The sequence below is a fragment of the Kitasatospora sp. NEAU-CNBT7 genome, assembly GCF_057220535.1.
Genome location: NZ_JBXQQB010000008.1, coordinates 114,938 through 141,460, shown reverse-complemented (window position 1 = coordinate 141,460; position 26,523 = coordinate 114,938). Strand labels below are relative to the sequence as shown.

Sequence of the window (26,523 nt, the reverse complement as noted above, 5' to 3'; positions counted from 1 at the left end):
GTTTGCTTGGGGGGGGCGGTTGGGTTTTTTTTGTCTCTTTTCCCCCCCCCCCCCCCCCACGGCCCGTTCCCGTCTCCTCCCCCGGCGCCGCTCAGCCCTGCAGCGGGGCGTCCAGGATGGTGATCTGCTTGTCGGTGGAGCGGGGCAGCTCGCGGCGCAGCCGCTCGGCGATCCCGTGGTCGCCGACCAGCAGGGTCACCCTGGGACCGGGCACCCGGCCGATCACCCGGGTCAGCGGGGCGAACGAACTCTGGTACTGGTCCTCACCGACCGGGTCACCGCCGAGCCAGACCACCAGCAGCTCGTCGTAGGCCGCGGCCACACCGCTGTCGCCCATCAGCGTGGTGGCGAAGAAGCTCGCCCGCCAGTTCATGTAGCCGTTGCTGGAGTACAGGGCGATCACCGGCTCGCCCGGGGTGACCCGCTTGAGGTCGCGCCGGACCAGGGTGCGGATCGGCGGGCCCAGGTCACCGGGCTTGACCTTGCTCCACTGCACCAGGTCACTGCTCTGGAAGCTGGTCGGCGCCCGGTCCACCGAGGGAACACCCCACTGGAAGCCGCCGAACAGGCTCAGCGCCGCGGCGACGGCGAGCACCGAGGCGGTGCCCTCGGTCCACCACCGCCGGCTGAGCGCCCTCGCCCAGCCGCCGAACGGCCGCAGCAGGGTGCCGGCCGCACCGAGCGCCATCAGCGCGATGACCAGGACACCGGTGGCGAGCTTCTCGAAGTAGTACGACAACGCGTCGATGGTGTGCAGCTGCCAGGCGCCGAACAGGCTCAGCACGACGGCGGAGCCGACGACGGTGGCGAGCAGGGCGCGGGAGACACCGGTCCTGCGGTTGGCGGGCAGCAGGCACACCGCGACCGCGAGCAGGACCAGGCCGACCAGCTGGGAGCGGTCGAACAGCAGGTATATCCCCGGGGCCTGGGTCTGCGCCGCGACGTCGAACTTGGCCGTCAGCGACAGCACGCTCGGGATCGCGGCGACCGCGGCACCGGCCAGCTGCGCGGCGTACAGCCACCGGCGGTGCCCGCGCTGGCGCCCGCGGTGGACCACCGCCGAGGCGATCAGCGCGACACCCACGAAGGCGCAGAGGATGTTGTACGAGAACGCGACCGCGACCAGGGCGGCGGCGGCGACCAGGGCGTAGGTGCCCCGGCCGAGGGCGGGGCGGATGATCAGCGGCAGGGCCGCGGTCATGAAGACCAGGCCGATGATCTGCGAGTCGAACCCGGCCTTGACCATCCCGGCCAGCGGGCTGACCAGGACGATGCCGGCCACCGTGCTGCACACCACGGCCGTGCGCCAGCCGGTCAGCCGCGGGCCGCCGATCCAGCGGGCGGCCCAGACTATGAGCGCGCAGAGCACCGCGAACGCGGCGAGCACGTAGGTGTAGTACCGGGTGTAGGCGCCGACCGGGTCCCCGAGGTCGGTGGTGGAGCGCACGAAGGCGTCGAACCAGGCCAGCAGGAAGTGCGACCCCTGCGGGTACACGGCCTCGGTCGGGGTCTTCATCAGGAGCTTGGCGGCCGCCTGGTCCATGAAGGGGTAGCTGCCGAGCCGGTGCACGGCGTCGAAGATCGAGAAGTGGATGAAGCGGTCCTCGACCGACAGGATGTACGGCAGCTGCTCGGTGGTGGAACGCCCGGCGACCGGCCGGTGGATGTAGTGCCAGACCACGGCGCCGGTGCCCAGGATCACCAGGTCCGAGGTGCGGAAGCGGAGCGGCAGGCGAGGCCGGCGTCCGGTCAGCCAGGCCGCCACCGACACCCCGGAGAGCAGTACTCCCGCGGTCGGGACGGGTATCAGGCCCCAGTGCCAGACGGACATCACCAGGCCCAGCGCGAGCACGGCGCCGCAGAGCACCAGGGAGGCCACGACGAGACGGTCCAGCAGTCCGCCGCCGACCCGCAGCACCGAGGCGATGGCCAGGACGAACACCGGGATGAGGACGATGTCCAGCTTGAGCGCGTCCAAGGCCGCCGGGAGGACCCAGGACAGCGCGAGCGCCGCCCCCAGGACCCACCAGCGGCGCCCGCGCTCCGGCGCCGACGGGCCGCTGGGCGGTCTGTTGGACGGGGGAGCGTCCGGAAGCGCTCTCGTCCCCGATAGCTGGGCTGTCATTTCCTACCGTCTCCTCATACTTTCCGACACCCGGAGGAGAGACCCCCGTGCAATGTTCACATCGGCCGATGCCGCCCCGCCCCAGGTAAACCGCGCACCATGAAACGCCCGGCGCGCCGCCGGTCATGCTAATGCAGCCCCCCGGCCCGCCCGAGGGCAGGGGCTTCGGACCGGAACGACCGGTGCCCGACCGGCCCGGGAGCCCGGCCGGATCCGCGAACGCCGAAGGCCCCGCAACGCCTGACGACGTTGCGAGGCCTTCGGATCGCCTGTTCGGTACAGGCAGGTCAGACCGTCAAATTACTTGAGGATCTTGGTGACCTGGCCGGCGCCGACGGTCCGGCCACCCTCACGGATGGCGAACTTGAGGCCCTCCTCCATGGCGATGGGCTGGATCAGCTGGACGGTCATGCCGGTGTTGTCACCGGGCATCACCATCTCGGTGCCCTCGGGGAGGGTCACCACGCCGGTCACGTCCGTGGTACGGAAGTAGAACTGCGGACGGTAGTTGTTGAAGAACGGGGTGTGACGGCCACCCTCGTCCTTCGACAGGATGTAGGACTGGGCCTCGAACTCGGTGTGCGGGGTGACCGAACCGGGCTTGATGATGACCTGGCCGCGCTCGACGTCCTCGCGCTTGATGCCACGGAGGAGCAGACCGACGTTCTCACCGGCCTGGCCCTCGTCGAGCAGCTTGCGGAACATCTCGATGCCGGTGACCGTGGTGGTGGTCTTGGTCTCCTTGATGCCGATGATGTCGACAGTCTCGTTGACCTTGAGGACACCGCGCTCGATGCGGCCGGTGACGACGGTGCCACGACCGGTGATCGTGAAGACGTCCTCGATCGGCATCAGGAACGGCTGGTCCACGGCACGGGCCGGGGTCGGGATGGACTCGTCCACGGCCTCCATCAGGCCGAGGAGCTTCTGGCCCCACTCGGCGTCGCCCTCGAGCGCCTTCAGCGCCGAGACGCGCACGACCGGCAGGTCGTCGCCCGGGAACTCGTACTCGGAGAGGAGCTCACGGACCTCGAGCTCGACGAGCTCCAGGATCTCCTCGTCGTCCACCATGTCGGACTTGTTCAGCGCGACGACGATGTAGGGGACGCCGACCTGGCGGGCCAGGAGGACGTGCTCCTTGGTCTGCGGCATCGGGCCGTCGGTGGCGGCGACGACGAGGATCGCACCGTCCATCTGGGCCGCACCGGTGATCATGTTCTTGATGTAGTCCGCGTGACCCGGGCAGTCAACGTGGGCGTAGTGACGCGCCTCGGTCTGGTACTCGACGTGCGCGATCGAGATGGTGATACCGCGCTGACGCTCCTCCGGAGCCTTGTCGATCTGGTCGAACGGCGTGAAGGGGTTGATCTCCGGGTACGCGTCGTGCAGCACCTTGGTGATGGCCGCGGTAAGGGTCGTCTTACCGTGGTCGATGTGACCGATGGTGCCGATGTTGACGTGGGGCTTCGTCCGCTCGAACTTCGCCTTCGCCACTGCAGTCCTCCTGAGGACAGTTCTGTACGCCGTACGACGTCAGTTGGTCTTTGATCGGGTTGGGTACGGAGCACTGGTTTGCGCTCCATGCCGTCCCGCGGGTGGGGGCGGAGGAGACCGGGGGGATCTGCGAGGATCCCCCCGGTTCGCCTCCTAATAGCCTAAGGGGTCTGGTACGTCCCGATTGCGGGAGCGCCCAGCGCCCGGGCAGGGAACCGGCGGACCGGTTCCTTACTCGCCCTTGGCCTTGGCGATGATGTCGTCCGCCACGTTCCGCGGAACCTCGGCGTACGAGTCGAACTGCATCGAGTAGCTTGCGCGACCAGAGGTCTTGCTGCGCAGGTCACCGACGTAGCCGAACATCTCGGAGAGCGGCACCAGCGCCGTGACGACGCGGGCACCGTGACGCTCGTCCATGGACCGGATCTGGCCACGGCGAGAGTTGATGTCGCCGATCACATCGCCCATGTAGTCCTCGGGCGTGGTGACCTCGACGGCCATCATCGGCTCGAGCAGAGCGGGGGACGCCTTGCGGGCGCCCTCCTTGAAGGCCATCGAACCGGCGATCTTGAACGCGAGCTCGGAGGAGTCGACGTCGTGCGAGGCACCGTCGAGCAGCGTCACGCGGACACCCTGCAGGGCGTAACCCGCGAGGACACCGAACTCCATGGCCTCCTGGCAGCCGGCGTCGACCGAAGGGATGTACTCCTTCGGCACGCGGCCACCGGTGACCTTGTTCACGAACTCGTAGCCCTCGCCGGACTCGAGCGGCTCGATCGCGATCTGGATCTTCGCGAACTGGCCGGAACCACCGGTCTGCTTCTTGTGCGTGTAGTCGATGCGCTCGACGGCCTTGCGGATCGTCTCGCGGTACGCGACCTGCGGCTTGCCGACGTTGGCCTCGACCTTGAACTCACGGCGCATACGGTCGACCAGCACCTCGAGGTGCAGCTCGCCCATACCCGCGATGATGGTCTGGCCGGTCTCCTCGTCCGTGTTGACCTGGAAGGAGGGGTCCTCCTCCGCGAGACGCTGAATGGCGACACCCAGCTTCTCCTGGTCACCCTTGGACTTGGGCTCGATCGCGACGCGGATGACCGGGGCCGGGAAGTCCATGGACTCCAGGATGACCTGGTTCTTCTCGTCGCTCAGCGTCTCACCGGTGGTGGTCTGCTTCAGGCCCATGACGGCGACGATGTCGCCGGCGCCCACCGACTCGATCTCCTCACGCTTGTTCGCGTGCATGCGGTAGATCTTGCCGATGCGCTCCTTCTTGCCCTTGACGGAGTTCAGCACCGAGGTGCCGGACTCCAGGCGGCCCGAGTAGACCCGGACGAAGGTGAGCTTGCCCAGGTGCGGGTCGGACATGATCTTGAACGCGAGCGCGGCGAGCGGCTCGTCGTCCGAGGCCTTGCGGGTGATCTCGACCGACTCGTCGCCGGGCTTGTGGCCCTTGATGGACTCGATGTCCAGCGGCGACGGGAGGTAGTTCACCACGGCGTCGAGCAGGGGCTGAACGCCCTTGTTCTTGAACGCGGTGCCACAGAAGATCGGGGTGAAGTCCGAGTTCAGGGTGCCCTTGCGGATCGCGGCGATCAGCAGCTCCTCGGGGATGTCCTCGCCCTCCAGGGCGAGCTCCATCACCTCGTCGCTGACGTTCGACACGGTGTCCAGGAGCGCCTCGCGGTACTCGTTGGCCTGGTCGACCAGGTCGGCCGGGATGTCGACGACGTCGTACATCTCGCCCTTGGTGGCCTCGGGGGACCAGACCAGCGCCTTCATCCGGACCAGGTCCACGACACCGACGAAGTCGGACTCGGCACCGATCGGCAGCTGCATCACCAGCGGGGTCGCGCCGAGGCGGTCCACGATGGTCTTGACGCAGAAGAAGAAGTTGGCGCCCGTGCGGTCCAGCTTGTTGATGAAGCAGATGCGCGGGACGCCGTAGCGGTCAGCCTGCCGCCACACGGTCTCGGACTGGGGCTCGACACCGGCGACGCCGTCGAACACCGTCACCGCACCGTCGAGCACGCGCAGCGAGCGCTCCACCTCGACGGTGAAGTCGACGTGGCCCGGGGTGTCGATGATGTTGATGGTGTTGTCAACGCCGTCGAGGGTCCAGTGACAGGTCGTCGCGGCCGACGTGATCGTGATGCCGCGCTCCTGCTCCTGCTCCATCCAGTCCATGGTGGCAGCGCCATCGTGGACCTCACCGATCTTGTACGAGACACCGGTGTAGAACAGGATCCGCTCGGTGGTGGTGGTCTTGCCCGCGTCGATGTGCGCCATGATCCCGATGTTGCGGACCTTGGCGAGGTCAAGGGAGGTTGCAGCCATGGTGGCTCGTTCTCTCTCTGTCTAGTGACGGGGTTCGGACTACCAGCGGTAGTGCGCGAAGGCCTTGTTGGACTCGGCCATCTTGTGCGTGTCCTCGCGGCGCTTCACGGAAGCACCCAGGCCGTTGCTGGCGTCGAGGATCTCGTTGAGCAGACGCTCGGTCATGGTCTTCTCGCGACGGGCGCGGGAGTACCCGACCAGCCAGCGCAGCGCCAGGGTGTTGGCGCGGCCCGGACGGACCTCGACCGGCACCTGGTAGGTGGCGCCACCGACGCGGCGGGACTTGACCTCGAGGGTCGGCTTGACGTTCTCCAGCGCGCGCTTGAGCGCGATCACCGGGTCGGCGCCGGTCTTCTCACGGACGCCCTCGAGGGCGCCGTAGACGATCCGCTCGGCGGTGGAGCGCTTGCCGTGCAGCAGGATCTTGTTGACCAGCGAGGTCACCAGCGGGGAGCCGTAAACCGGGTCGATGATGACCGGGCGCTTCGGGGCGGGGCCCTTACGAGGCATTCTTACTTCTCCTTCTTGGCGCCGTAGCGGCTGCGGGCCTGCTTGCGGTTCTTGACACCCTGGGTGTCGAGCGAACCGCGGATGATCTTGTAGCGGACACCAGGAAGGTCCTTCACACGACCACCGCGCACCAGCACGATGGAGTGCTCCTGCAGGTTGTGGCCCTCGCCCGGGATGTAAGCGGTGACCTCGATCCCGCTGGTGAGGCGCACACGGGCGACCTTACGAAGCGCCGAGTTCGGCTTCTTCGGGGTGGTCGTGTACACACGCGTGCAGACCCCACGGCGCTGCGGGGAGCCCTTCAGCGCGGGAGTCTTGTTCTTCTCGACCTTGTCCTGCCGGCCCTTTCGGACCAGCTGCTGGATCGTAGGCACCGTTTCTCCGTTTTCTGTGTGCCAAGGCTGGGTGTAACTAACCTGCGGTGTTCCCTCCACTCACCGACCCACGCGGTCGGGTGTGTTGGGCCTCTTCGGGGGAAGAATCGCGGAATCCCATGAGCTGATGTGCAGCGACGGCGCGGGCGAAGCGGGACGAACCACTCCGCTGCAGCAGCCGGTGTGCTGGCACGCACAAGGACCCGGGGACACCCCAGGCACAAGGTCAGAGCCTACCTAGCGCATCCGCGACGGTCAAAACAAATGCATCACCGCAGGTCGCAGGAGGTTCCGGGGTCGGCACCACCCTCTCTGGGATGCCTACCACAGATCGGCCCGGCCCGCATCCGGACGCGCCGGGCCCCGGGCCCGCGGGCCGGCCGCGGTCAGCCGCCCGCCGAGACCAGGGCGAGCAGCAGGAACACCCAGCCCGCGATGCAGGCCCAGCCGATCACCAGACCGGCGCCCGCCATCCCGGAGCCCTCCTCGCCCGAGTCCCGCAGCTGGTTCTTGGCCAGGTGGCCGGTGATCACGGCGGGCACCGCGGTGCTGCCCATCGACACCAGGCAGAACAGTCCGAGCGCCAGCGAGGCGACCGCCAGCCGGTTGGTCCGGCGCTGCACCGGGAACACCGGCGGCGGCAGGAAGGTCTGCGGCACCACCTGGACCACCGGCGCCGCCGCGTACGGGACCGGCATCGGCCCCGCCGGCAGGTCCGCCACCAGCCGGCTGAGCTGGCCGTACGTCTGCGCCTGGTGCACCGCGTCGAAGCGCTGCGAGTACTCCTCGGCCGAGAGCCGGCCCTCGGCGTACGCCGCCTTGAGGACGTCCACGGTGCGCTCGCGGTCCGCGTGCGAGGCGCGCATCGCGGCCTGCAGGTCGGCCGGCGAGGCCGGCTGGTACACCGGCGGGTGGGCGGCCACCGGGCGCCCCTGCGGGTACCCGGCCGGGCCGGCCGGGCGGTACGGCGCCGGCTCCACCGGCGGCCCGAACTGTCCGTACACCTGGGGCTGGGCCGGCTGCTGCTGCCCCCACGGCTGTCCGGTCATCCGGCACCTCCCGAAGCCCCGGGCGCGTGTCGGCGCCCCCGTCGCGCGGCTGTCGCGCTCCCTCAGCATGCAGGACGATCGGGCGGGCCAACTAGTTCGCCGCGGACGGCGCCGTCCGCTCCGGAGCCCCGAATCCCCCCGGGACACCGCCCGCTGACGGGCGGTGAGAGGCTGAAACCGTGCCGCCCGCGACGCGGGCCCCGCCACCGGAGGAGACCCGCCATGCAGGCGTCCGCACCACCGCCGTCCGTCGCCGTCGCCCTGCACGGCCTGTGGAAGCGCTTCGGCGCCCAGACCGCGGTGGCCGGCCTCACCCTCGACCTGCCGGCCGGCTCGTTCGTCGGCCTGGTCGGGCCGAACGGCGCCGGCAAGACCACCACGCTCTCGATGGCGACCGGCCTGCTGCGGCCGGACCAGGGCAGCGTGCTGATCCACGGTGAGGACGTGTGGCGCGACCCGGTCGCGGCCAAGGCCAGGATCGGCATCCTGCCCGAGGGGCTGCGGATGTTCGAGCGGCTGAGCGGGCGCGAGCTGCTGCAGTACAACGGCCGGCTGCGCGGCCTGCCCGGCGCCGAGGTCGACCGCCGGGCCGAGGAACTGCTGGCCGTGCTCGACCTGCTGACGGCCGGCGACAAGCTGGTCGCCGACTACTCCACCGGCATGCGCAAGAAGATCGGACTGGCCTCGGCCCTGCTGCACAACCCCGACGTGCTCTTCCTCGACGAGCCGTTCGAGGGCGTCGACCCGGTCTCCGCGCAGACCATCCGGGGCGTCCTCGCCCGGTACGCGGCCTCCGGGTCCACCGTGGTCTTCTCCAGCCACGTGATGGAGCTGGTGGAGCAGCTGTGCGACTGGGTGGCGGTGGTCAACGCCGGCCGGGTGATCGCCCAGGGCCCGCTGGACACCGTGCGCGGCGGCCGCTCGCTGCACGCCGCCTTCCTGGAGCTGATCGGGGTCCGCGAGGACGGCGGGCAGTCCCTCGACTGGCTGGGCGGTGCCCGGTGAGCCGGACCGTCCCCGCGGACCGGGCCGTGGTGCGCACCCTGGTCTCGCTCAAGCTCCGGCTGCTGCGCAACGGCCTGCGGCGCAGCCCCGAGCGGCGGGCCGTCTACCTGATCGGCTCGCTGCTGGGGCTGCTGTTCACGGCCGCCCTCGCCACCGGGCTCGCCGTCCTGCACGGCCACGCCGGTGCCGCCGACGCCGCCCTGGTGCTGACCACCTCGCTGACCATCGGCTGGGCGGCGCTGCCGCTGTTCCTGTTCAGCGGGGACGAGAGCGCCGACCCGACCCGGCTGACCATGCTGCCGCTGGCGCCCGGTCCGCTGCTGCGCGGCTCGGTGCTGGCCGCGCTGATCGGCCCCGGGCCGGTGCTGTCGCTGCTGCTGCTGGCGGGCGCCGCGGTGGCCGCCGCGGACGGCGCCGGCTCCGCGGTGGCGGCCGTGGTGGGCGTGCCGCTGGCGGTGCTCACCCTGGTGGTGCTGTCCCGGGCGGTGGCGGCCGCGAACGCCCGGATGCTGTCCAGTCGGCGCGGCAAGGACTTCGCGATCTTCGGCGGGCTGCTGTTCGCGGTGCTGATCCAGGTCGGGAACCTGGTCTTCCAGAGCACCTTCGGCCGGCCCGGCGCGCAGCAGCTCGACCTGTCCCCGCTCCAGCCGTACGGCGCGGTGCTGCGCTGGATCCCGCCGGTCAGCGCGCTGGGCGCGGTGCACAGCGCCGGCGCGTGGGGCGCGGCGCTGACGCAGCTGGCGCTCGCCGCCGGGCTGCTGCTGGTGCTGGTGCGCTGGTGGCACGGCAGTCTGCGGCAGCTGATGGTGACCGCGGACGCCTCGACCCAGGTGGCCACCCGCGGGGTCGGCAGCTCGCGGGCCTGGCGGCTGCTGCCGCCGGGGCGGACGGGCGCGGTGATGCAGCGTCACCTGCGCTACGCCTGGCGGGAGCCGCGGGCGAAGGCGGCGATCTTCACCAGCGTGGGGATGGTGCTGGTGTTCTGCGCGCTGTCGGTGATCCAGGGCTGGGCTTCGGTGTACGTGGTGGCGCTCGGCGGGCTGATGCTCGGGCTGCAGATGGTGAACGTGTTCGGGATGGACGGCTCCGCGTTCTGGACGGTCGCCTCGACCCTGGGCACCCCGGCGCAGGCCCGCGAGGAGCTGCGCGGCCGGGCGGCGGCGGTGCTCTCGTACGCGCTGCCGCTGGTGGTGGTGCTGGGGCTGGTGCTGGCGGCGGCCACCGGGCAGTGGGGGGCGCTGGCGCCCGCGCTGGGGCTGACGCTGGCGGGGCTCGGTGCGGGTGTCGGGCTGGGTGCGGTGCTGAGCGTGCTGGCGCCGTACGCGATGCCGGCGGACGGCAATCCGATGCGGGGTGCGGCGCCGGGGCAGAGCGGGGTGGTGCTGCTGAACAGCTTCGGTTCGATGGTCGGGGTGGCGGTGCTCGCCTCTCCGGTCGGAGCGCTGCTGCTGTGGCTGCTCGCGGACGGCGGCCCGGCCTGGACGGTGCTGGTGGCCGGGCCGCTGTACGGGGCGCTGGTGGCGGCGGTCGGGGTGCGGATCGCGGCCGGGCGGCTGGTGGGGCGGCTGCCGGAGATCCTGGCGGTGGTGGTCGAGCGCTGAGCCCGGGTGCTCCGGTACCGGGGGTCGCGCGGCCGGCTGCGGCATCATGGCTGGGGTGCCCGGGTCCGGGCACCGGGGCGAGCAGAGGCGAAGACACCGTGGGCGAGCGCAGCAGGGACGACCAGGAAGCGGCCGTCGCCGGACTGCTGGCACAGGCGGTGCAGCAGGTGGTGGCGGCCCCGGCGGACCGGCTCGACCGGGCGCTGGACGGCGGGGCGTCGGTGCTGGCCGCCTCCGCCGAGCAGTGGCCGCAGGTCAGCCGGGCCGTGCTGGCCCACGCCGATCTGGCCGTCGGGAGCCGCTGGGCGGCGGGCTGGCGGCCGGCCGACCTGGTCCGGGTGGTCCGGCGCTCGCTCGGGCCGGTGCACCTGGCGCTGGCCGTGGACCTGATCGCGGCCGAGGGCCGGCGGCACCCGGCGGCGACGCTGGACCGGCGGTGGCAGGAGCAGCTGCGCGAGCTGGCGGCCGAGGTGTGGTGGGCGGGCGACGAGGCGTACCTGGGGGCGTTCGCCGAGCGGCACCGGCTGGACCGGTTCGCGCTGGCGACGGCGCTGCTGGAGCTGGTGCGGGCGTGGGCGCTGCTGCCGCCGGTCGCGCCGGTCGGGCCGGTGCCCGGGCAGTCGCCGGTGCGGGCGTCCGGCCCGGTGGCCGGTGAGCCGCGGATGCTCGGGCGGATCCGGGCGCTGCTGGCGAAGGCGGAGTCGACGGAGTACCCGGAGGAGGCCGAGGCGCTGAGCGCCAAGGCGCAGCAGCTGATGGCCCAGCACTCGATCGACGAGGTGCTGCTGGCGGCCGGCGCGCCCGGGAAGGACACCCCGGCGGCGCTGCGGCTGGGCGTCGACAACCCGTACGAGAGTCCGAAGGCGATGCTGCTGGACGCGGTGGCGGCGGCGAACCGGGCGCGGGTGGTGTGGGCCAAGGAGTTCGGCTTCTGCACGATCATCGGGTTCGACGCCGACCTGGACGCGGTGGAGCTGCTGTACACCTCGCTGCTGGTGCAGGCGACCGCCGCGATGCACCGGGCGGGCAGCCGCAAGCACCAGGACGGTGCGCCGCGCACCAAGGCGTTCCGGCAGTCGTTCCTAATCGCGTACGCGGCGCGGATCCGGGAGCGGCTGACGGCGGCCACCGAGCGGACGGTGGAGGAGGCCGCGGCCGGCCGGCACCTGCGCGAGGACGGCAGCTCGCAGCAGCTGGCGCCGGACGAGCGGCTGCTGCCCGCGTTGAAGGCCCGGGCGGAGGCGGTCGACGACACGGTGGGCAAGATGTTCCCGAAGCTCGTCTCGCAGCGGGTGCGGGTGAGCGACGGCGAGGGCTGGGCGGCGGGCCGGGCGGCCGCGGACCGGGCGGCCCTGCACCAGCGGGCCGGGGAGATCCGGCACTGACGACGATGTGGGGGGATGGCGAATGACCACGTATCAGGACCGGGTGCGCGGGGCGCTGCTGGGCGGGGCGGTCGGTGACGCGCTGGGCTGGCCGGTGGAGTTCGAGCGGCTGGACCGGATCAGGGACCGCTTCGGTCCCGCCGGGGTGACCGGGCTCAACGGGACGGACGTCACCGACGACACCCAGATGACCCTGTTCACCGCCGAGGGCCTGCTGCGCGGCGGCCACCCGGCCGCGCTGAAGCAGGCGTACCAGCGCTGGCTGCTGACCCAGCGGCTGTCCGGTCCCGAGCGGGAGCCGGACGGCTGGCTGCTGGGCCACCCGTTCCTGTACGCCTCGCGGGCGCCCGGCAACGCCTGCCTGAGCGGGCTGTCCGGCTGGCCGCGGTACGAGAAGGCGGCGCCGCTGGGCGAGGTCGGTCCGATCAACGGGAACTCCAAGGGCTGCGGCACGGTGATGCGCTCGGCGCCGTTCGGGCTGCTGCGGCTCGGTGCGGCCGACGCGTTCGGGCTGGCCGCTGAGTGCGCCCAGCTGACCCACGGCCACCCGACGGGGTATCTGGCGGCCGGGGCGTTCGCGGCGCTGGTCGAGCGGCTGGCGGGCGGCGCCGCGCCGCGGGACGCGGTGGCGGACACCATCGACCAGACCGCGGGGCATCCGGCGGCCGGGGAGTGCGTGGCGGCGCTGCGGCGGGCGGTGCGGATCGCGGACGAGGGGCCGGGCTCGGCGGAGGCGGTGGAGCGGGTCGGGCTCGGCTGGATCGCCGAGGAGTGCCTGGCCATCGCGGTGTACGCGCTGCTGGCGGGCGCGGATGCCCGCGAGGCGCTGCTGCTGTCGGTCAACCACTCCGGTGACAGCGACTCCACCGGCGCGGTCTGCGGCAACCTGGCCGGCGCCGCGTACGGCCTCGCCGGGCTGCCCGCCGAGTGGACGGACGCGGTGGAGGGCCGGGCGACGCTGCTGCAGGTCGCCGACGACCTGGCGGCCGTGGCCGGCGGCGCCGACCCGGCGGGGCTGGGCGGGCGGTACCCCGCGTGGGTCTGAGCCTGGAGAAGGTGACGGCCCGGGCGCCGGGCCTGGTCAAGAGCTTCGAGTCCGCGCGGGTCAGCCTGGACAAGGCCGGGCTGGCCGGTGTCCGGGCCGCCGTCCACCTGGTGCTGGACCGCTCGGGTTCGATGCGGCCGCTCTACCGGGACGGCACCGTCCAGGACTTCGCCGAGCGGGTGCTCGCGCTGTCCGCCCGGCTGGACGACGACGGCCGGGTGCCGGTGGTGTTCTTCTCCACCGGGGTGGACGGTGTCGCCGACCTCACCCTGGCGGACCACCGGGGCCGGATCGCGGCCCTGCACGAGTCGTACGGGCACATGGGCCGCACCAACTACCACCTGGCGATGAAGGCGGTGATCCGGCACCACCAGCTGTCGGGCACCGACGCGCCCGCGCTGGTGGTGTTCCAGACCGACGGCGGCCCGAGTGCCAGGGGTGCGGCGCAGGAGATGCTGTGCCTGGCCGCGGAGCTGCCGGTGTACTGGCAGTTCGTCGGCTTCGGCGACCCGGACGACCGGGAGTTCGCGGTGCTGCGCCGGCTGGACGAGCTCCCGGTGCCCGCGCGGCGGCCGGTGGACAACGCGGGGTTCTTCGCGGCCGGCCGCGACCCGCGTGCGCTGGCCGACGCCGAGCTGTACGACCGGCTGCTGACCGGGTTCCCGCAGTGGCTGGAGGCGGCGCGCGCCGCCGGGATCCTGGCCGGGCCCGGGGCGGAGGGGCCGGGCGCTTGAACAGCACCGCGGCGGCGGCCGCCCGGCCGGTGCCGCCGCAGCGGGCCGTGCTGTCCCGGGCCGTTGCCGCCGGCCGGGGCTCAGTCCCAGAGCGCGCCGAACGCCAGTAGCTCCTCGCGGTACTCGATCCGCGCGACCCACTCCTCGGGCCAGGCCGCCGCGCCGTGGTGCGCGCCGGCGAAGGCTCCGGTCAGGCAGGCCAGCGAGTCCGAGTCGCCGGAGGAGAAGGCGGCCCGGCGGACCGCCGCGACCGGGTCGTCGGGCAGCAGCAGGAAGCAGAGCAGCGCGGTGCCGAGGGCCTCCTCGGCGATCCAGCCGGCGCCGGTGATCTCGCACGGGTCGGTGTCGAGCGAGGGCCGGGCGAGCGCCGCGTCCAGCCGGTCCAGCTCCAGCAGGCACTCGTCCCAGCCGCGGGCCGTGAAGCTCTCCGGCGAGGGGTCCTGGGCGTGCGCGGCCAGGTCGCCGAGCCAGAACTCGTCGTAGCGGGTCCGGTTGGCCTGCGCGTGCGCCCGCAGCAGGCCGGGCAGCTCGCCCGGGGCGGTGCCGGTGGCGAGCAGCCGGACGGCGAGGGCGGTCAGCTCGCTGGCGGCCAGCGCCGTCGGGTGCCCGTGGGTGAGGGCGGACTGGAGCTGCGCCGTGCCCGAGAACTGGCGGTCGGTCAGGCCGGGCAGCAGGCCGACCGGGGCGACCCGCATGTTGGCGCCGCAGCCCTTGGAGCCGAGGTCGCTCGCCTCCTGCCAGCGCAGCTTGTCCCGGCTGAGCCGCCGGCAGGCGCGCAGGCAGGTCATGCCGGGGGCGCGGTTGTTCTGCGGGGAGCGCCACCAGTCGACGTACTCCTCGCGGACCGGCCGTTCGACCCGCAGCGGGGTGAGCGGCCCGCGCTCCTGCGCGGTGCGCAGGCCGCGGGCCAGCGCCAGCGTCATCTGGGTGTCGTCGGTGACCAGGGCCTTCTTCGGCAGCGGGAGCCGGCGCCAGTCGGGGCACGAGCGGGCGATCTCCTCGTACGTCAGGAACTCGGTCGGGTGCCCCAGCGCGTCCCCGATCGCCAGGCCCAGCAGGGTGCCCGTCGCCCGCCCCGTCATCGTCGCTCCCTCAGATCTCGACCGTCAGCTCGGCGAGCCCGCGGATCACGTACCCCGGGCGCCACTCGGGCTCGCGGACCGCCCGCAGCCCGGGCGCCCGGCGCAGCAGCGCGCCGAACGACTCGTTGAGCTCCAGTCTGGCGAGCGGGGCGCCGAGACAGAAGTGGATTCCGGCGCCGAAGGTGATGTGCGGGTTGTCGGTGCGGCCGAGGTCCAGGCGGTCGGGGTCGGTGAAGCGGGCGGGGTCGCGGTTGGCGGAGCCGAACAGCAGGGCGACCTCGGAGCCGCGCGGGATGGTGACCCCGGCCACCTCGATGTCCTCCAGCACCCAGCGCTCGAACATCTGCAGCGGGGTGTCCCAGCGCATCAGTTCCTCGACGGCGGTGGGCAGCAGGCCGTCCACGTCGGCGCGCAGCCGGGCGAGTTCACCGGGGTTGCGCAGCAGGGCCCACCAGCCGTTGCCGGTGGTGTTGACGGTGGCCTCGTGGCCGGCGTTGAGCAGCAGGACGCAGGTGGAGACCATCTCCTGCTCGCTGAGGGCGTCGGCGCCCTCCTGGGCCTGGATCAGCGCGCTGATCAGGTCGGTGCCGGGGGCGGTGCGGCGTTCGCGGATCAGGGCGCGCAGGTAGTCCGAGAACTCGGTGCTGGCGCGGACGGCCCGCTCGGCCGTCTCCTTCGACGGGTTGAGCTCGAACATGCCGGTGATGTCGGCGGACCAGGGCCGCAGCAGGTGCCGGTCGGACTCCGGGACGCCCAGCATCTCGGCGATCACGGCGACCGGCAGCGGTTCGGCGACGGTGGCGATCAGGTCCCCGCCGCCGTCCGCGATCAGCGCGCCGACCAGTTCGTCGGCGAGCCGGGCGACGGTGGGGCGCAGCGACTCGACCATCCTCGGGGTGAAGGCCTTGGAGACCAGCCGCCGGATCCGGGTGTGGTCGGGGGCCTCCAGGTCCAGCAGCCCGTGGTCGTTGAGGGTGTGGAAGGGCTCGTACGCCGGGTCGGGGGCCGGGCGGCCGAACTCCTCGTGGGTGTGGCGGTGGGTGTAGGTGCGGCCGAGGCGGCGGTCCCGCAGCAGGGCGCTGACGTCGGCGTACCGGGAGACCAGCCACTGTCCGGTGGGGGCGTAGTGGCTGACCGGGGCGTGCTCGCGCAGGTGGGCGTACGCCTCGTAGGGGTGCGCCACGAACGCGGCGGACCACGGGTCGAAGGTGTCGATCGCCATTGATCACTCCTGCTCGTCGGGGTGCCATCGTAATGACTCGGTCACCATCCCGGTCGATCATGATTTGAATGATCATCAGGCTGGTATCTTCGCGCTTCCGCGCCAACGACCAGGGGGAGAAAGACATGCCGCGATCCGCCGGACGGTACCTCGCCGGACACCTCGGCCACCTCGCGGCGGCCGCCGCCGTCCTCGCCGTCCCCGCCTGCACCGGCCTCGGCGCCGGCCCGGCGCCGAAGCCCGCCACCGCTCCCGCGGCGGCGCCGCTGGCCGGGCCGGGCAGCATCGTGGTCGCCCGCTGCGACCGCTTCGCCGCCGAGTCGGACACCCCCGGCGCCAAGGACCACCGGGTCACCGTCACCGCGTACGCGGCCGCCGACGGCGCCCGGCTCGACGGGCGGACCACGGTCCTGCCGGACGGCGCCGTGGTCGAACCGCTCTGCGGGCAGCCCCGGGACACCTCCGCCGAAGCCGACCGGCAGCTCTTCGACACCGGCTTCGGCCGGCTCGCCGGCACCCTCCCGGGCCCCGGCGGTTCCGGCACCGTCGCCACCGCCTTCAGCCTGACCGACGGCTCGCCCGTCGCCGGGCCGGCCGTCGAGGGCCGCGCCCCCGCCTTCCAGGCGGGCACCTCCGTGCTCTGGTACGAGAGCGCGGACCGGCGGCTCGCCACCCGGGACCTCGCCCACCCCGAGGCCGCCCCCGGCGCCCACGGCGCCGCCGCCGGGGCCGACTTCACCCTCTCCGGCGGCCAGGCCTGGCCGACCCGGCCGTTCGACAGCACCCCCGACCAGGTGGTGCCCGCCCCCGACGGCACCGCCGCGGCGGGCAGCGGGCCCACCCTCTGGCAGCGCGGGGACGTCGCCGCGTACGACGCCCGGTACGTGGAACCGGCCACGCTCGGCCCGAACGGCAACGGCCGGGCGGTGGTGCCCGGTTCGGAGTCGGTCCCGCGCTGCAGCCCGCGGCTGTGGACGGACCCGGCCACCCTGCTCTGCGTGTCCCGCGACGACCTGCTGCTGATCCACTTCACGGCCGGCCACGCCGCGGTGGACGGGGTCACCGGGCTGCTGCCGCGCGACCCGTACCGGCACCTGGACAGCGTCGTGGCGGCACCCGACGGCCGGTCGCTGGCCTACCTGGCGGTCGAGAGCGGCACCGCGCCGACGCTCTACCGGATCGGCCTGGACACCGGCGCCCTGCCGGTCAGGGTCGGCCGGCTGGACGCCCCCGACGCCGACCCGCAGACCGCGGGCACCGCGCACCTGGTCGGCTGGCAGTAACCCGGCAGCTCCGGCGGCGCCGTCACTCCCCCGCGACCAGCCGCCGCACCAGCGCCGGCAGCGCCGTCGAGATCGGCTCGCGCACCACCTCGGCGGCCGCCGGGTCGTACGGGGTGGGCTCGGCGTTCACCACCACCAGCCGGGCGCCGTGCTCCAGCGCGATCTGCGGCAGCGCCGCCACCGGGTGCACCCGCAGCGTGCTGCCGACCGCGATGAACAGGTCGCAGGCCTTGGCGATGGCCTCGGCCTGTGCCAGCACCACCGGGTCGAGCAGCTCGCCGAACATCACCGTGCAGGGCTTCAGCACCCCGCCGCAGGCCGTGCACGCCGGGTCCGGCTCACCCGCCTCGACCCGCGCCAGCGCATCCGCCATCGCGCCGCGCTCCCCGCAGCCGACGCACTCCACCCGGTGCGCGGTGCCGTGCAGTTCGAGCACCTTGCGCTCGGGCAGGCCGGAACGCTGGTGCAGGCCGTCGACGTTCTGGGTCAGCACCCGCACCGGCAGCCCGCTGCGCTCCAGCTCGACCAGCGCGAGGTGGCCCGCGTTGGGCTCGGCCGCGAGCGCGCCGGTCCGCGCCCGCATCAGCCAGGCCCGGCGGCGCACCAGGGGATCGGCCAGGTACGGGCCGATCGTGACCAGTTCCCGCGCGGCCGGGTCGCGCTGCCACAGGCCGTTCGGGCCGCGGTAGTCGGGGATGCCGGAGTCGGTCGAGATGCCCGCGCCGGTCAGCACGGCGATCAGGGGGCGCTTGGCGTTCACACCTTCCGACGGTACGGGCCGAACACCCGCCCGCGCGAGCGGGTTTGCGCCCGCCGCAGCCGCCTCGGCTAGCGTGGACGGGTGACCAGTGCCCGAGCCCTGAAGTCCTGGCTGACCAGCCGCACCCCCGCCCAGCTGACCGAACTGCTGGAGCAGCGGCGGCTGCCGTACGCGGGCGGCGCCGGCCTGGAGGACCCGGCCCGGCTCGCCGAGCACCTGCTCACCGCGAACTCCGCCCTGATCGGGATGGTCTCCATCGACCGGTCCGAACTCCAGGCCCTCACCGCCACCCTGGAGCTCGCCGAGGAACTGCACGGTCCGCTCCCGGTGCAGGCGGCCGGCGCCGCACCGGCGGGCTTCACCGGCGGGCGGCCCTCGTACCGGCCGGCCGGGTACGCCGTCCGGCCGCCCGACCCGGCCGAACGCGCCGTCCCCAGGGCCACGTTGGTCGACCGGCTCGGCCCGCGCGTGATCCCCGCCCTGGACCGCCTGGCCGAACGGGCGCTGCTGCTGCCGCCGCACGGCAGCCGGCTCACCGTTCCGGCCGTCCTGCACCAGCGCGTCGGCGAGCTGCGCGGACTGGGCCGGCCCCTCGCGGTGCTGCTCACCGCGGCCTACAAGGCCGCCGAGGTACGCATCGTCGAGGACGCCCTCGGCCTGCCGCGGGCACCGCACCGGGACGCCGCGCAGCAGCAGATCGTCGACCTGCTGCAGGACGGAGCCGCCGTCCGCCGGCTGGTCGCGGACGCCCCGGCCGCCGTGCTGGAGCTGCTCGGCCCGCTGCTGGCGGGGGCGCCGCGGCTGCGCACGGACTGCTTCGTCCAGGAGGCCGCGAACTCCTACAGCAGTGCGCCCGGCTGGTTCCACTTCCGGGAGGGCGGCTCGGGCGGGACGGCGACGGACTGGCTGGCCGTCCGCGGCCTGCTCGTCCCGTGCGGCCCCGGCCTCGCCGAACTGCCGTACGAGATCGGCTCCGCCCTGCGCGTCACCCCCACCGAGCCGGACCTCGCCGCCGACCCGCCGGTCACCGGCCCGGCCCCCGCGCTGCCGGCCTTCTCCGCCGGGGAGGCCCAGGCCGCCGCCACCGCGGCCGTCTCCCAGGTGGAGCAGGTGCTCAGGGCGGTCGCGGCGGCCCCGCTCGCCGTCCGCCGCGCCGGCGGCGTCGCGGTCCGCGACACCCGGCGGCTGGCGAAGAGCGTCGGCACCGACGAGGTGCGCACCCGCCTGTGGCTGGACCTCGCCGCCAACGCCGGCCTGATCGCCCCGCACCGCGGCGCCCCGCCGGCCACCCGCGGCCGCAAGCCGGCCCCGCCCCCGCCCGCCCGGATCCTGCCCACCGAGCGGTACGACCGGTGGCTGGCGGCCCCGCCCGCCGACCGCCTGGTGCCGCTGATCGCGACCTGGGCGGCCACCCCCGAGGTGTTCAGCCACTGGCCGGACCCGGACGACACCCCGGTCGCCCTGGTCACCCCGCAGGACCCGCACTGCACGTCGCTGCGCCGGGCCGTGCTGGAGGCGCTGGCGGTGCTGCCCGCGGGCCACGGACTGGGAGCGGCGGCCGGTCTCGACCCCGCACTCCTCGAGAGACTGGTCGAGGCCGCCCGCTGGCACCTGCCCGTGGCCGTCGAGCAGATCGCCGACCCCGTCGCCCTGACGCTGGCCACCCTGCACGAGGCCGAGGCGCTCGGGGTGGTCGCCCACGGCGCGCTCACCCCCGCCGGACACGCCGTCCTCGGGCTGCTGCGGGCCGGCGCCGACCGCTGGTTCCCCGCGGTGCCCGGCACCGGGCCCTCGCTCGACGGGCACCCCGCCCTGGCGAGCGCCGTCGGCGCGCTGCGGGACGCCTTGGCGGAACTGGTGCCGGCGCCGCTCACCACCGCCCGGTTCCAGGCCGACCTGACCGTCGTGGTGCCCGGCCAGGCCGCGCCCGAACTCGCCGACCTGCTCCAGTCGGTGGCCGACCGCGAGTCCGACGGGCACGCCGTGGTCTGGCGGATCGGCGCGGCCTCGGTCCGCCGGGCCCTGGACGCGGGGGCCGACGCCGCCGACCTGCTGGCCCGCCTCACCGAGGCGTCCGAGGGTGCGCTGCCCCTGCCGCAGACCCTGGACTACCTGGTCAAGGACACCGCCAGGACGCACGGCCGGGTCCGGGTGGTGCGCTCCACCTGCTGCCTGCGCTCCGACGACGAGGCGCTCGTCCTGGAACTCTCCAGGGCCCGGGCCCTCACCGGGCTCGGACTGCGCCGGATCGCCCCCACCGTGCTGATCAGCACCGCCTCCCCGGCCGACACCCTGACCGCGCTGCGACGGGCGGGCTACGCCCCGGTCCTGGAGGCGGAGACCGGCACCACCGTGGTCGAGCGGGCCCCCGAGGAACGGGCCGCCACCGAGATGCCCGAACTCGATGCCGCCCGCCGCCACCTCGTCACCGGGCCGGGCACGCCGGCGGCGCTCGCCGCGGCCGTGCTCGGCTGAGCCCGCGCGTCCGGCAGGGAGGCCGGGGCAGGAGAAAACCGGATGCGGCCGGGCCGGGCGGCCCGCACACTGCACGGGAATCCACGTACCGAAGGAGTCCCGTGCAGGGTGCCGTCACCGTCTCACCGTCCGAGGTCCCCGAGCTGCTGCTCGGGCTGGCCACCGTCCGGCCGGTGTTCCTGTGGGGCGCACCGGGGATCGGGAAGTCCTCGCTGGTACGGGAGTTCGCGGACTCGCTGGGGCTGGAGTGCGTGAGCCTGATCGGCACCCAGCTGGCGCCGGAGGACCTGGTGGGCGTCCCGCAGATCACCGCCGACGGCCGGTCCCGGTTCTGCCCGCCGGAGTCGATCGCCCGCGACCAGCCGTACTGCCTGTTCCTGGACGAGCTCAACGCAGCCGCCCCGGACGTGCAGAAGGCCTTCTACTCGCTCATCCTCGACCGGCGGATCGGCTCCTACGAACTGCCGCCCGGCTCCATCGTGATCGGCGCGGGCAACCGCGCCACCGACGGCGCACTGGCCCGCCCGATGGCATCCGCCCTGGTCAACCGCCTGGTCCACGTGCACCTGCGGGCCAGCGCCACCGACTGGCTCGGCTGGGCGGCGGGCAACGGCATCCACCCCTGGGTGACCGACTACCTCACCGACCGCCCGGACCACCTGTGGTCGGCGCCGCCGAAGACCGAGGAGGCGTTCTCCACCCCGCGCGCCTGGCACATGCTCTCCGACGCCCTGCACTCCTTCGGCCCGTCCCTCCCGGAGCCCACCCTCAAGGTGCTGGCACACGGCCTGCTCACCCCGCAGCACGCGGTGGCCTTCTGCGGGTACGCGAAGATCGTCCGCAACTCCTACGGCCTGGACGCCATCCTCAAGGGCGACGCCCGCTGGCCGCACCGCCCGGAGGACCGGGACCTGCTGTACTACCTGGCGGACGCCTTCCGCACCCGGCTGGTCAAGGAGCTGCCGGCCCGCAAGGAGCACGTCTCCAACACCCTGCGGCAGACCGCGTTCCGGGCCAAGTCGCTGCTGATCCAGCTCGCCGAGATCTCCGTCGAGGTGGCCCAGACCGTGATCGCCGACGGCCCCGACGGCAACCCGGAACTGCCCGCCTGGTTCCTGGTCGAAGCCGCCCGCGACATGCCCCGCCTGGTCGAGGCCCGCCGGTGAGCGGCCGGACGGTGAGCGGCCGGACGGGCCGGGGCGCGAAGGCCAAGGACCCGGCCCCCGACCCCGCCGCGGAGGCATTCGACGAAGGCATCCGGCTGCTGCGCGGCAACCACGCGCTCACCTCGGTGGGCCGGATCTGCCGCTCCGCCGACTGCGCCGAGTGCCCCGCCGACGGCTGGGCGGTGGCCGACTCCAACGGCACCGTGCACGCCAACCCCCGCCGCCGCGCCGAACCCGCCGAATGGGCCTGGGTGCTGGCGCACTGTCTGCTCCACCTCGGCCTCGGCCACCTCCCCGCGGCCGAGGGCCGCCGCACCCCGCCCGACGCCCACGACCTGGCCGCCCGCTGCGCGGTGGTCATCCGCTTCCAGCGCACCTTCGTCACCGGCCGGCCGCCGTTCGACCTCCCCGCCGTCCTGCCCGCCGGCGACGAGGAGGAGCTGGCCGCCCGCTGGCGCCGCGACGGCCTTCCGAAGCTGCCCGCCGTCGGCGGCGGCGGGCCCGACCAGCTGCTGCTGCCCTGGACCGGGCACACCCCGCCCGAGGACTGGACCCTGGCCTTCGCCGCCGCCCTCACCCGGACCATGTCCGCCGCGATGGACGTGGCCGGCGGCCGCCGTGACCGGCTCACCGGCGAACGCACCCCCGAACGCCCCTGGACCAGGGCGCTCAACTGGTTCATCTCCTCGTACCCGCTGCTCGGCGGCCTCGCGGCGGGCATCACCCTGGTCGCCGACGCCGAACTCGCCCGCGCCCACGGCATCGCCGTCGCCGCCGTCGACGCCCGGGCCGGCGAGATCTACCTCAACCCGCTGCGCCGGTACAGCGACGAGGAGTGGCGCTTCATCCTCGCCCACGAGATGCTGCACGCCGCCCTGCGGCACCAGGACCGCCGCGGGGCCCGCGACCCGTACCTGTTCAACGTCGCCGCGGACTACGTGATCAACGGCTGGCTGCTGGAGATGGGCGTCGGCGAGATGCCCGAAGGGCTGCTGCACGACCCGGAGCTGCGCGGTCTGTCGGCGGAGGAGGTCTACGACCGGATCGTCCGCGACCAGCGCCGGATCCGCCGCCTGGCCACCCTGGCGGGCAAGGGGCACGCCGACATCCTCGGCGAGCCGCTCGGCCCCCCGCGCGACCACGTCGACCTGGACGACTTCTACCGCCGCGGCCTGCAGCAGGGCTTCGAACTGCACTCCCGCGGCCGCGGCCTGCTCCCGGCCGGCCTGGTCGAGGAGATCCGCGCGCTCGACCACCCGCCGGTGCCCTGGGACGCCCGCCTGGCCCGCTGGTTCGACGAGTTCGTCCCCGCCCCGACCGCACACCGCAGCTACGCCAGGCCCTCCCGCCGGCAGGCCTCCACCCCGGACATCCCGCGGGCCGGCCGCTCCTTCCCGCCCGAGGAGGTCGCCCGCTGCACCTTCGGCGTCGTCCTCGACACCTCCGGCTCGATGGACCGCCGGCTGCTCGGCAAGGCCCTGGGCGCCATCGCCTCGTACGCGGCGGCCCGCGAGGTCCCCGCCGCCCGGGTGGTGTTCTGCGACGCGGCCCCGTACGACGCCGGTTTCCTGCCGCCGCAGGAGATCGCCGGCCGGGTCCGGGTGCGCGGCCGCGGCGGCACCGTCCTGCAGCCCGGCATCGACCTGCTGGACCGGGCCGAGGACTTCCCGGCCGCGGCACCGGTCCTGGTCATCACCGACGGCGCGTGCGACGTCCTGCGGCTGCGCCGCGACCACGCCTACCTGGTCCCGCGGGACGCGGCCCTCCCGTTCACCCCCCGCGGGCCCGTCTTCCACGTCCGCTGACGGGACCGGGCCGGCTCCGCGACGGGCTCAGAGCACCCGCTTGATCTCGCCCCGGGCGCGGTAGAAGCCGCCCCGCTCGGAGGCGTGCAGTTCGGCCACCAGGTACCGCGCGCCCGCGATCCGGATGTCCTTGGGGAACTGCACCCGCCAGCTCGGGTCGAAGCCCGCCGAGGTGACCCGCACCCGCAGCCGCCCGCCGTCCTGCACGCACTCCACCTCGACCCCGCCGAGGCTCCCCGCCTGGGCGACGGACACCGTCTCCAGCTCCGCGCCCGGCGCGATCCGCTCCCAGCCCGCCGCCTTGACGTCGGTGGTCTGCGGCAGCCGCCCGCCCTCGGCCTCCCGCACGGCCGCCTCGCTGGCGTCGATGCAGGCCAGCGAACCATCGGTGGTCACGATGTACAGCCGCTCGTCGCGGTACTGCATGCTGTACGCCGAGCCGCAGCCGGTGCCGAGCTTCCACAGCCGGGTGCCGTCCGCCGCGAAGCAGTACACCGACGAGGAGTTGTCACCGGCGAACACGTACCGGCCGTCGGGCGAGGCCGCGCAGGAGAACACCGCGGCGTCACAGCGGTACCGGGCCTGCTGCGCGCCGTCCGCCTTCGCCAGCCGGTAGACCCAGCCCCGGCTGGTGCCGGCGAACACCTCCGCGCGCTCCTGCCAGCCGAACAGCACCGCGCCCTCGGTCCTGGTGTGCCACAGCTCCTCGCCGCCGCGCGCCGAGTAGCGCGAGACACCGGACGAGTAGCCGTGGTAGACGCCGTCCGCGTCGCAGCGCACCATCCAGCCGGCGGTGCCGGCCGCGGAGCGCCGCCACTGGAACTCGTCCTCGTGGTCGACGGTGGTGATCCCGCCCGCGGCGTCGGCGACCCCGAGCACGCCGTCGTGGATGTCCAGCCAGTAGATGTCGACGTCCGCGGCGATCTCGTACGCCACCCGCGGGACCTTGCCGCCGAGGTCGTAGACCCGGCCGTCGTCGCAGCCCGCGTAGATCCAGTAGTCGTCGGCGACGATGCACTTCACGCCGTCCGGCAGGCCGAACCGGCCGGTCACCTCGCCGTCGTGGGTGAGGGTGTAGACGTCACCGGCCTGGTTGCCGACCCAGGCGTGCTCCTCGCCGATGAAGATGCCGAACGCGTCCGCGCCGGACCTGAACCGCCACAGCACCGGTGCCTGACGCGCCGTCGAACGGGTCGACACGATCTGCCGCCGGGTCACGGCCCGCCGCTGCCGCACCCCGCGGACGGCCGGCGCGTACCCCTTGCGGATCTTCTCGCCGAGCTTCTTGGCGGCGGTGGCGGCCGCCTTCTCGACGGTCGGGAAGGTGGTGGTCCTGGCCTGACCGGGCTCGCCGATCCGCCCGTAGGTGATGGTCAGCTCCACGCCCGACTGCCGCACCTCGTAGAACTTGTGCGCCCCGCCGCCCTCCTCGGACAGCTCCAGGTAGGTGATCTGCTCGCCGGTGGCAGCGGACATGGCGGGGCCCCTTTCGGGCAGCGACGGGGAGGGCGTCGGCGGGCCCGAACGGCCTCGCCCGACACCCCTCAACCTAGGCCGCGGCACTGACAGCGGCAATGACGGCGGCAATGACGGCGGCCGACGGGATCGACGGGCCGTCAGCCCTCGCCCGCCACCACCGCGCCGGACTCGTAGGCGAAGACCACCGCGTGCACCCGGTCGCGCAGCCCGAGCTTGCCCAGCACGTTGCTGACGTGCGTCTTGACGGTGTGTTCGCTGACCACCAGCTCGGCCGCGATCTCGGCGTTGGACAGCCCCCGGGCGAGCAGCCGCAGGGTCTCCCGCTCGCGCGCCGTCAGCTGCTCCAGCAGCCTGGACGGCGGCCGGGCCGGCCCGTTCCCCCCGCCCGGCGGCCGGCGGGCCGCGAACTCGCCGATCAGCCGCCGGGTCACGGACGGCGCCAGCAGCGCCTCGCCGGAGGCGACCATCCGCACCCCGTGCGCCAGGTCGTCGCGGCGGACGTCCTTCAGCAGGAAGCCGCTGGCGCCCGCGTACAGCGCGTCGTAGACGTAGTCGTCGATGTCGAAGGTGGTCAGCATGATCACCTTGCAGTCCGGGAACCCGGCGCAGACCCGCCGGGCCGCCTCCAGCCCGTCCATCACCGGCATCCGGACGTCCAGCAGCAGCACGTCCGGGCGGTGCTCGCGGACGGCCTCGACCGCCTGCGCGCCGTCCGCCGCCTCGCCCACCACCACGATGTCCGGCTGCGCGTCCAGGATCATGCCGAACCCGGCCCGCACCAGCTCCTGGTCGTCCGCGACCACCACCCTGATCGGGCCCATGCTCTCCCCCACCGTCCCGGTCCGCCCGTTCTCCGTGCTCACAGCCGCTGCGCCCCCACCGGGAACCGGGCCCGCACCACGAATCCCCGGCCGTCCGGCCCGGGACCGGCCTCGGCCCGGCCGCCGCAGGCCGCCGCCCGCTCGCGGATGCCCACCAGGCCCCGCCCGCCGGACCAGCCGCTCACCACCGCGCCCGCGGTCACCGGCACGCCCCGGCCGTCGTCCGACACCACCACCTCCAGCACCTCCCCCGCCCGCTCGACCCGGACCACGGCCGCGCCGCCCGCCGAGTGCTTCACCACGTTGGTCAGCGCCTCCTGCACGATCCGGTACGCCGCCGCCTGGACGTCCGCCGGCACCGCCGGGCCCGGCCCGGCCGGGACCAGCTCGACCCGCAGCCCGGACTCCCGGACCCGCTCGGCCAGCGCCGGCACCTCGGCCAGGGTCGGCTGCGGGGCCAGCTCCCGGCCGGCGCCCTCCTCCTTCAGCACACCGAGCACCCGGCGCAGCTGCACCATGGCGTCCCGTCCGGAGTCGGCGATGGTGTCGAAGGTGCGGATCGCCCGGTCCGGGTCGCTGCGCACCACCAGCGGGCCGGCCTCGGCCTGGATCACCATCAGCGAGACGGCGTGCGCCAGGATGTCGTGCATCTCCCGGGCGATCCGGGAGCGTTCCTCGGCGACCGCGCGGGCCGCGTCGGCCCCCCCCCCCCCCCCCCCCTTTTTTGCCCACTTTTCGGTCTAAACAGACCCACCCCCACGCTCTCTCCCC

Annotated in this window: 21 protein-coding genes; 9 read left to right on the top strand and 12 right to left on the bottom strand. The window is 73.8% G+C overall.

Going from position 1 to position 26,523, the window contains the following annotated elements:
• Positions 1-91: 91 nt before the first annotated feature.
• The 6 genes from AC2TEW_RS13615 to AC2TEW_RS13590 form a co-directional block, all read right to left on the bottom strand.
• Positions 92-2,125 (bottom strand): hypothetical protein, encoded by a 2,034-nt coding sequence (locus AC2TEW_RS13615; protein ID WP_484623621.1) that lies wholly within the window; start codon positions 2,123-2,125, stop codon positions 92-94.
• Positions 2,126-2,425: 300 nt separating this feature from the next.
• Positions 2,426-3,619: an elongation factor Tu gene (gene tuf / locus AC2TEW_RS13610; RefSeq protein ID WP_484623620.1), complete on the bottom strand. Its 1,194-nt coding sequence runs from the start codon at positions 3,617-3,619 to the stop codon at positions 2,426-2,428.
• Between the two features lie 231 nt (positions 3,620-3,850).
• Positions 3,851-5,956, bottom strand: a complete 2,106-nt coding sequence (gene fusA, locus AC2TEW_RS13605; protein ID WP_484623619.1) for an elongation factor G — start codon at positions 5,954-5,956, stop codon at positions 3,851-3,853.
• Between the two features lie 39 nt (positions 5,957-5,995).
• Entirely contained in the window at positions 5,996-6,466 is a 471-nt protein-coding gene (gene rpsG, locus AC2TEW_RS13600; protein ID WP_033822197.1) for a 30S ribosomal protein S7, read from the bottom strand.
• A 2-nt stretch (positions 6,467-6,468) separates the two neighbouring features.
• Entirely contained in the window at positions 6,469-6,840 is a 372-nt protein-coding gene (gene rpsL / locus AC2TEW_RS13595; RefSeq protein WP_014144289.1) for a 30S ribosomal protein S12, read from the bottom strand.
• A 386-nt stretch (positions 6,841-7,226) separates the two neighbouring features.
• Positions 7,227-7,889 (bottom strand): DUF1707 and DUF4190 domain-containing protein, encoded by a 663-nt coding sequence (locus AC2TEW_RS13590; RefSeq protein WP_484623618.1) that lies wholly within the window; start codon positions 7,887-7,889, stop codon positions 7,227-7,229.
• A gap of 222 nt (positions 7,890-8,111) precedes the next feature.
• On the opposite strand from AC2TEW_RS13590, the gene AC2TEW_RS13585 reads away from it, so the two are divergent.
• From AC2TEW_RS13585 to AC2TEW_RS13565, 5 genes are all read left to right on the top strand, one after another.
• Positions 8,112-8,894 (top strand): ABC transporter ATP-binding protein, encoded by a 783-nt coding sequence (locus AC2TEW_RS13585; RefSeq protein ID WP_484623617.1) that lies wholly within the window; start codon positions 8,112-8,114, stop codon positions 8,892-8,894.
• On the top strand, positions 8,891-10,495 hold the full coding sequence (locus tag AC2TEW_RS13580) for a transporter (RefSeq protein ID WP_484623616.1): 1,605 nt from the start codon (positions 8,891-8,893) through the stop codon (positions 10,493-10,495). The genes AC2TEW_RS13585 and AC2TEW_RS13580 overlap by 4 nt, the downstream gene beginning before the upstream one ends.
• A gap of 98 nt (positions 10,496-10,593) precedes the next feature.
• A complete protein-coding gene (locus AC2TEW_RS13575; RefSeq protein WP_484623615.1) occupies positions 10,594-11,880 on the top strand; it encodes a DUF2786 domain-containing protein in 1,287 nt (428 codons plus the stop codon).
• A gap of 22 nt (positions 11,881-11,902) precedes the next feature.
• Positions 11,903-12,925 carry an ADP-ribosylglycohydrolase family protein gene (locus AC2TEW_RS13570; protein WP_484623614.1) on the top strand — a complete coding sequence of 341 codons (1,023 nt, stop codon included), beginning with the start codon at positions 11,903-11,905 and terminating at the stop codon, positions 12,923-12,925.
• The gene (locus AC2TEW_RS13565) at positions 12,916-13,659 is read left to right on the top strand and encodes a VWA domain-containing protein (RefSeq protein WP_484623613.1); all 744 of its coding nucleotides are present in this window, start codon (positions 12,916-12,918) and stop codon (positions 13,657-13,659) included. The genes AC2TEW_RS13570 and AC2TEW_RS13565 overlap by 10 nt, the downstream gene beginning before the upstream one ends.
• Positions 13,660-13,739: 80 nt before the next feature.
• Here the strand turns inward: AC2TEW_RS13565 and AC2TEW_RS13560 are convergent, their stop codons facing one another.
• On the bottom strand, positions 13,740-14,741 hold the full coding sequence (locus AC2TEW_RS13560; protein WP_484623612.1) for an ADP-ribosylglycohydrolase family protein: 1,002 nt from the start codon (positions 14,739-14,741) through the stop codon (positions 13,740-13,742).
• 10 nt (positions 14,742-14,751) lie between these two features.
• Positions 14,752-15,963 carry a cytochrome P450 gene (locus AC2TEW_RS13555; RefSeq protein ID WP_484623611.1) on the bottom strand — a complete coding sequence of 404 codons (1,212 nt, stop codon included), beginning with the start codon at positions 15,961-15,963 and terminating at the stop codon, positions 14,752-14,754.
• 125 nt (positions 15,964-16,088) lie between these two features.
• Here AC2TEW_RS13555 and AC2TEW_RS13550 point away from each other — a divergent pair, with 125 nt between their 5' ends.
• The gene (locus AC2TEW_RS13550) at positions 16,089-17,246 is read left to right on the top strand and encodes a hypothetical protein (RefSeq protein ID WP_484623610.1); all 1,158 of its coding nucleotides are present in this window, start codon (positions 16,089-16,091) and stop codon (positions 17,244-17,246) included.
• Between the two features lie 22 nt (positions 17,247-17,268).
• Here the strand turns inward: AC2TEW_RS13550 and AC2TEW_RS13545 are convergent, their stop codons facing one another.
• On the bottom strand, positions 17,269-18,006 hold the full coding sequence (locus AC2TEW_RS13545) for an SIR2 family NAD-dependent protein deacylase (protein ID WP_484623609.1): 738 nt from the start codon (positions 18,004-18,006) through the stop codon (positions 17,269-17,271).
• An 81-nt stretch (positions 18,007-18,087) separates the two neighbouring features.
• On the opposite strand from AC2TEW_RS13545, the gene AC2TEW_RS13540 reads away from it, so the two are divergent.
• The 3 genes from AC2TEW_RS13540 to AC2TEW_RS13530 all read left to right on the top strand — a co-directional run bounded on the left by AC2TEW_RS13540 (position 18,088) and on the right by AC2TEW_RS13530 (position 23,452).
• Positions 18,088-20,481 (top strand): helicase-associated domain-containing protein, encoded by a 2,394-nt coding sequence (locus tag AC2TEW_RS13540; protein ID WP_484623608.1) that lies wholly within the window; start codon positions 18,088-18,090, stop codon positions 20,479-20,481.
• 101 nt (positions 20,482-20,582) lie between these two features.
• Positions 20,583-21,647, top strand: a complete 1,065-nt coding sequence (locus tag AC2TEW_RS13535) for an ATP-binding protein (RefSeq protein WP_484623607.1) — start codon at positions 20,583-20,585, stop codon at positions 21,645-21,647.
• An 11-nt stretch (positions 21,648-21,658) separates the two neighbouring features.
• The gene (locus AC2TEW_RS13530; RefSeq protein ID WP_484623606.1) at positions 21,659-23,452 is read left to right on the top strand and encodes a vWA domain-containing protein; all 1,794 of its coding nucleotides are present in this window, start codon (positions 21,659-21,661) and stop codon (positions 23,450-23,452) included.
• A gap of 27 nt (positions 23,453-23,479) precedes the next feature.
• Here the strand turns inward: AC2TEW_RS13530 and AC2TEW_RS13525 are convergent, their stop codons facing one another.
• The 3 genes from AC2TEW_RS13525 to AC2TEW_RS13515 form a co-directional block, all read right to left on the bottom strand.
• Positions 23,480-24,928, bottom strand: a complete 1,449-nt coding sequence (locus tag AC2TEW_RS13525) for a WGR domain-containing protein (RefSeq protein WP_484623605.1) — start codon at positions 24,926-24,928, stop codon at positions 23,480-23,482.
• 140 nt (positions 24,929-25,068) lie between these two features.
• Positions 25,069-25,752 (bottom strand): response regulator, encoded by a 684-nt coding sequence (locus AC2TEW_RS13520; protein ID WP_484623715.1) that lies wholly within the window; start codon positions 25,750-25,752, stop codon positions 25,069-25,071.
• Positions 25,753-25,790: 38 nt separating this feature from the next.
• Complete coding sequence (locus AC2TEW_RS13515; protein ID WP_484623714.1) at positions 25,791-26,414, bottom strand: sensor histidine kinase; 624 nt, start codon at positions 26,412-26,414, stop codon at positions 25,791-25,793.
• Between the last annotated feature and the right edge of the window lie 109 nt (positions 26,415-26,523).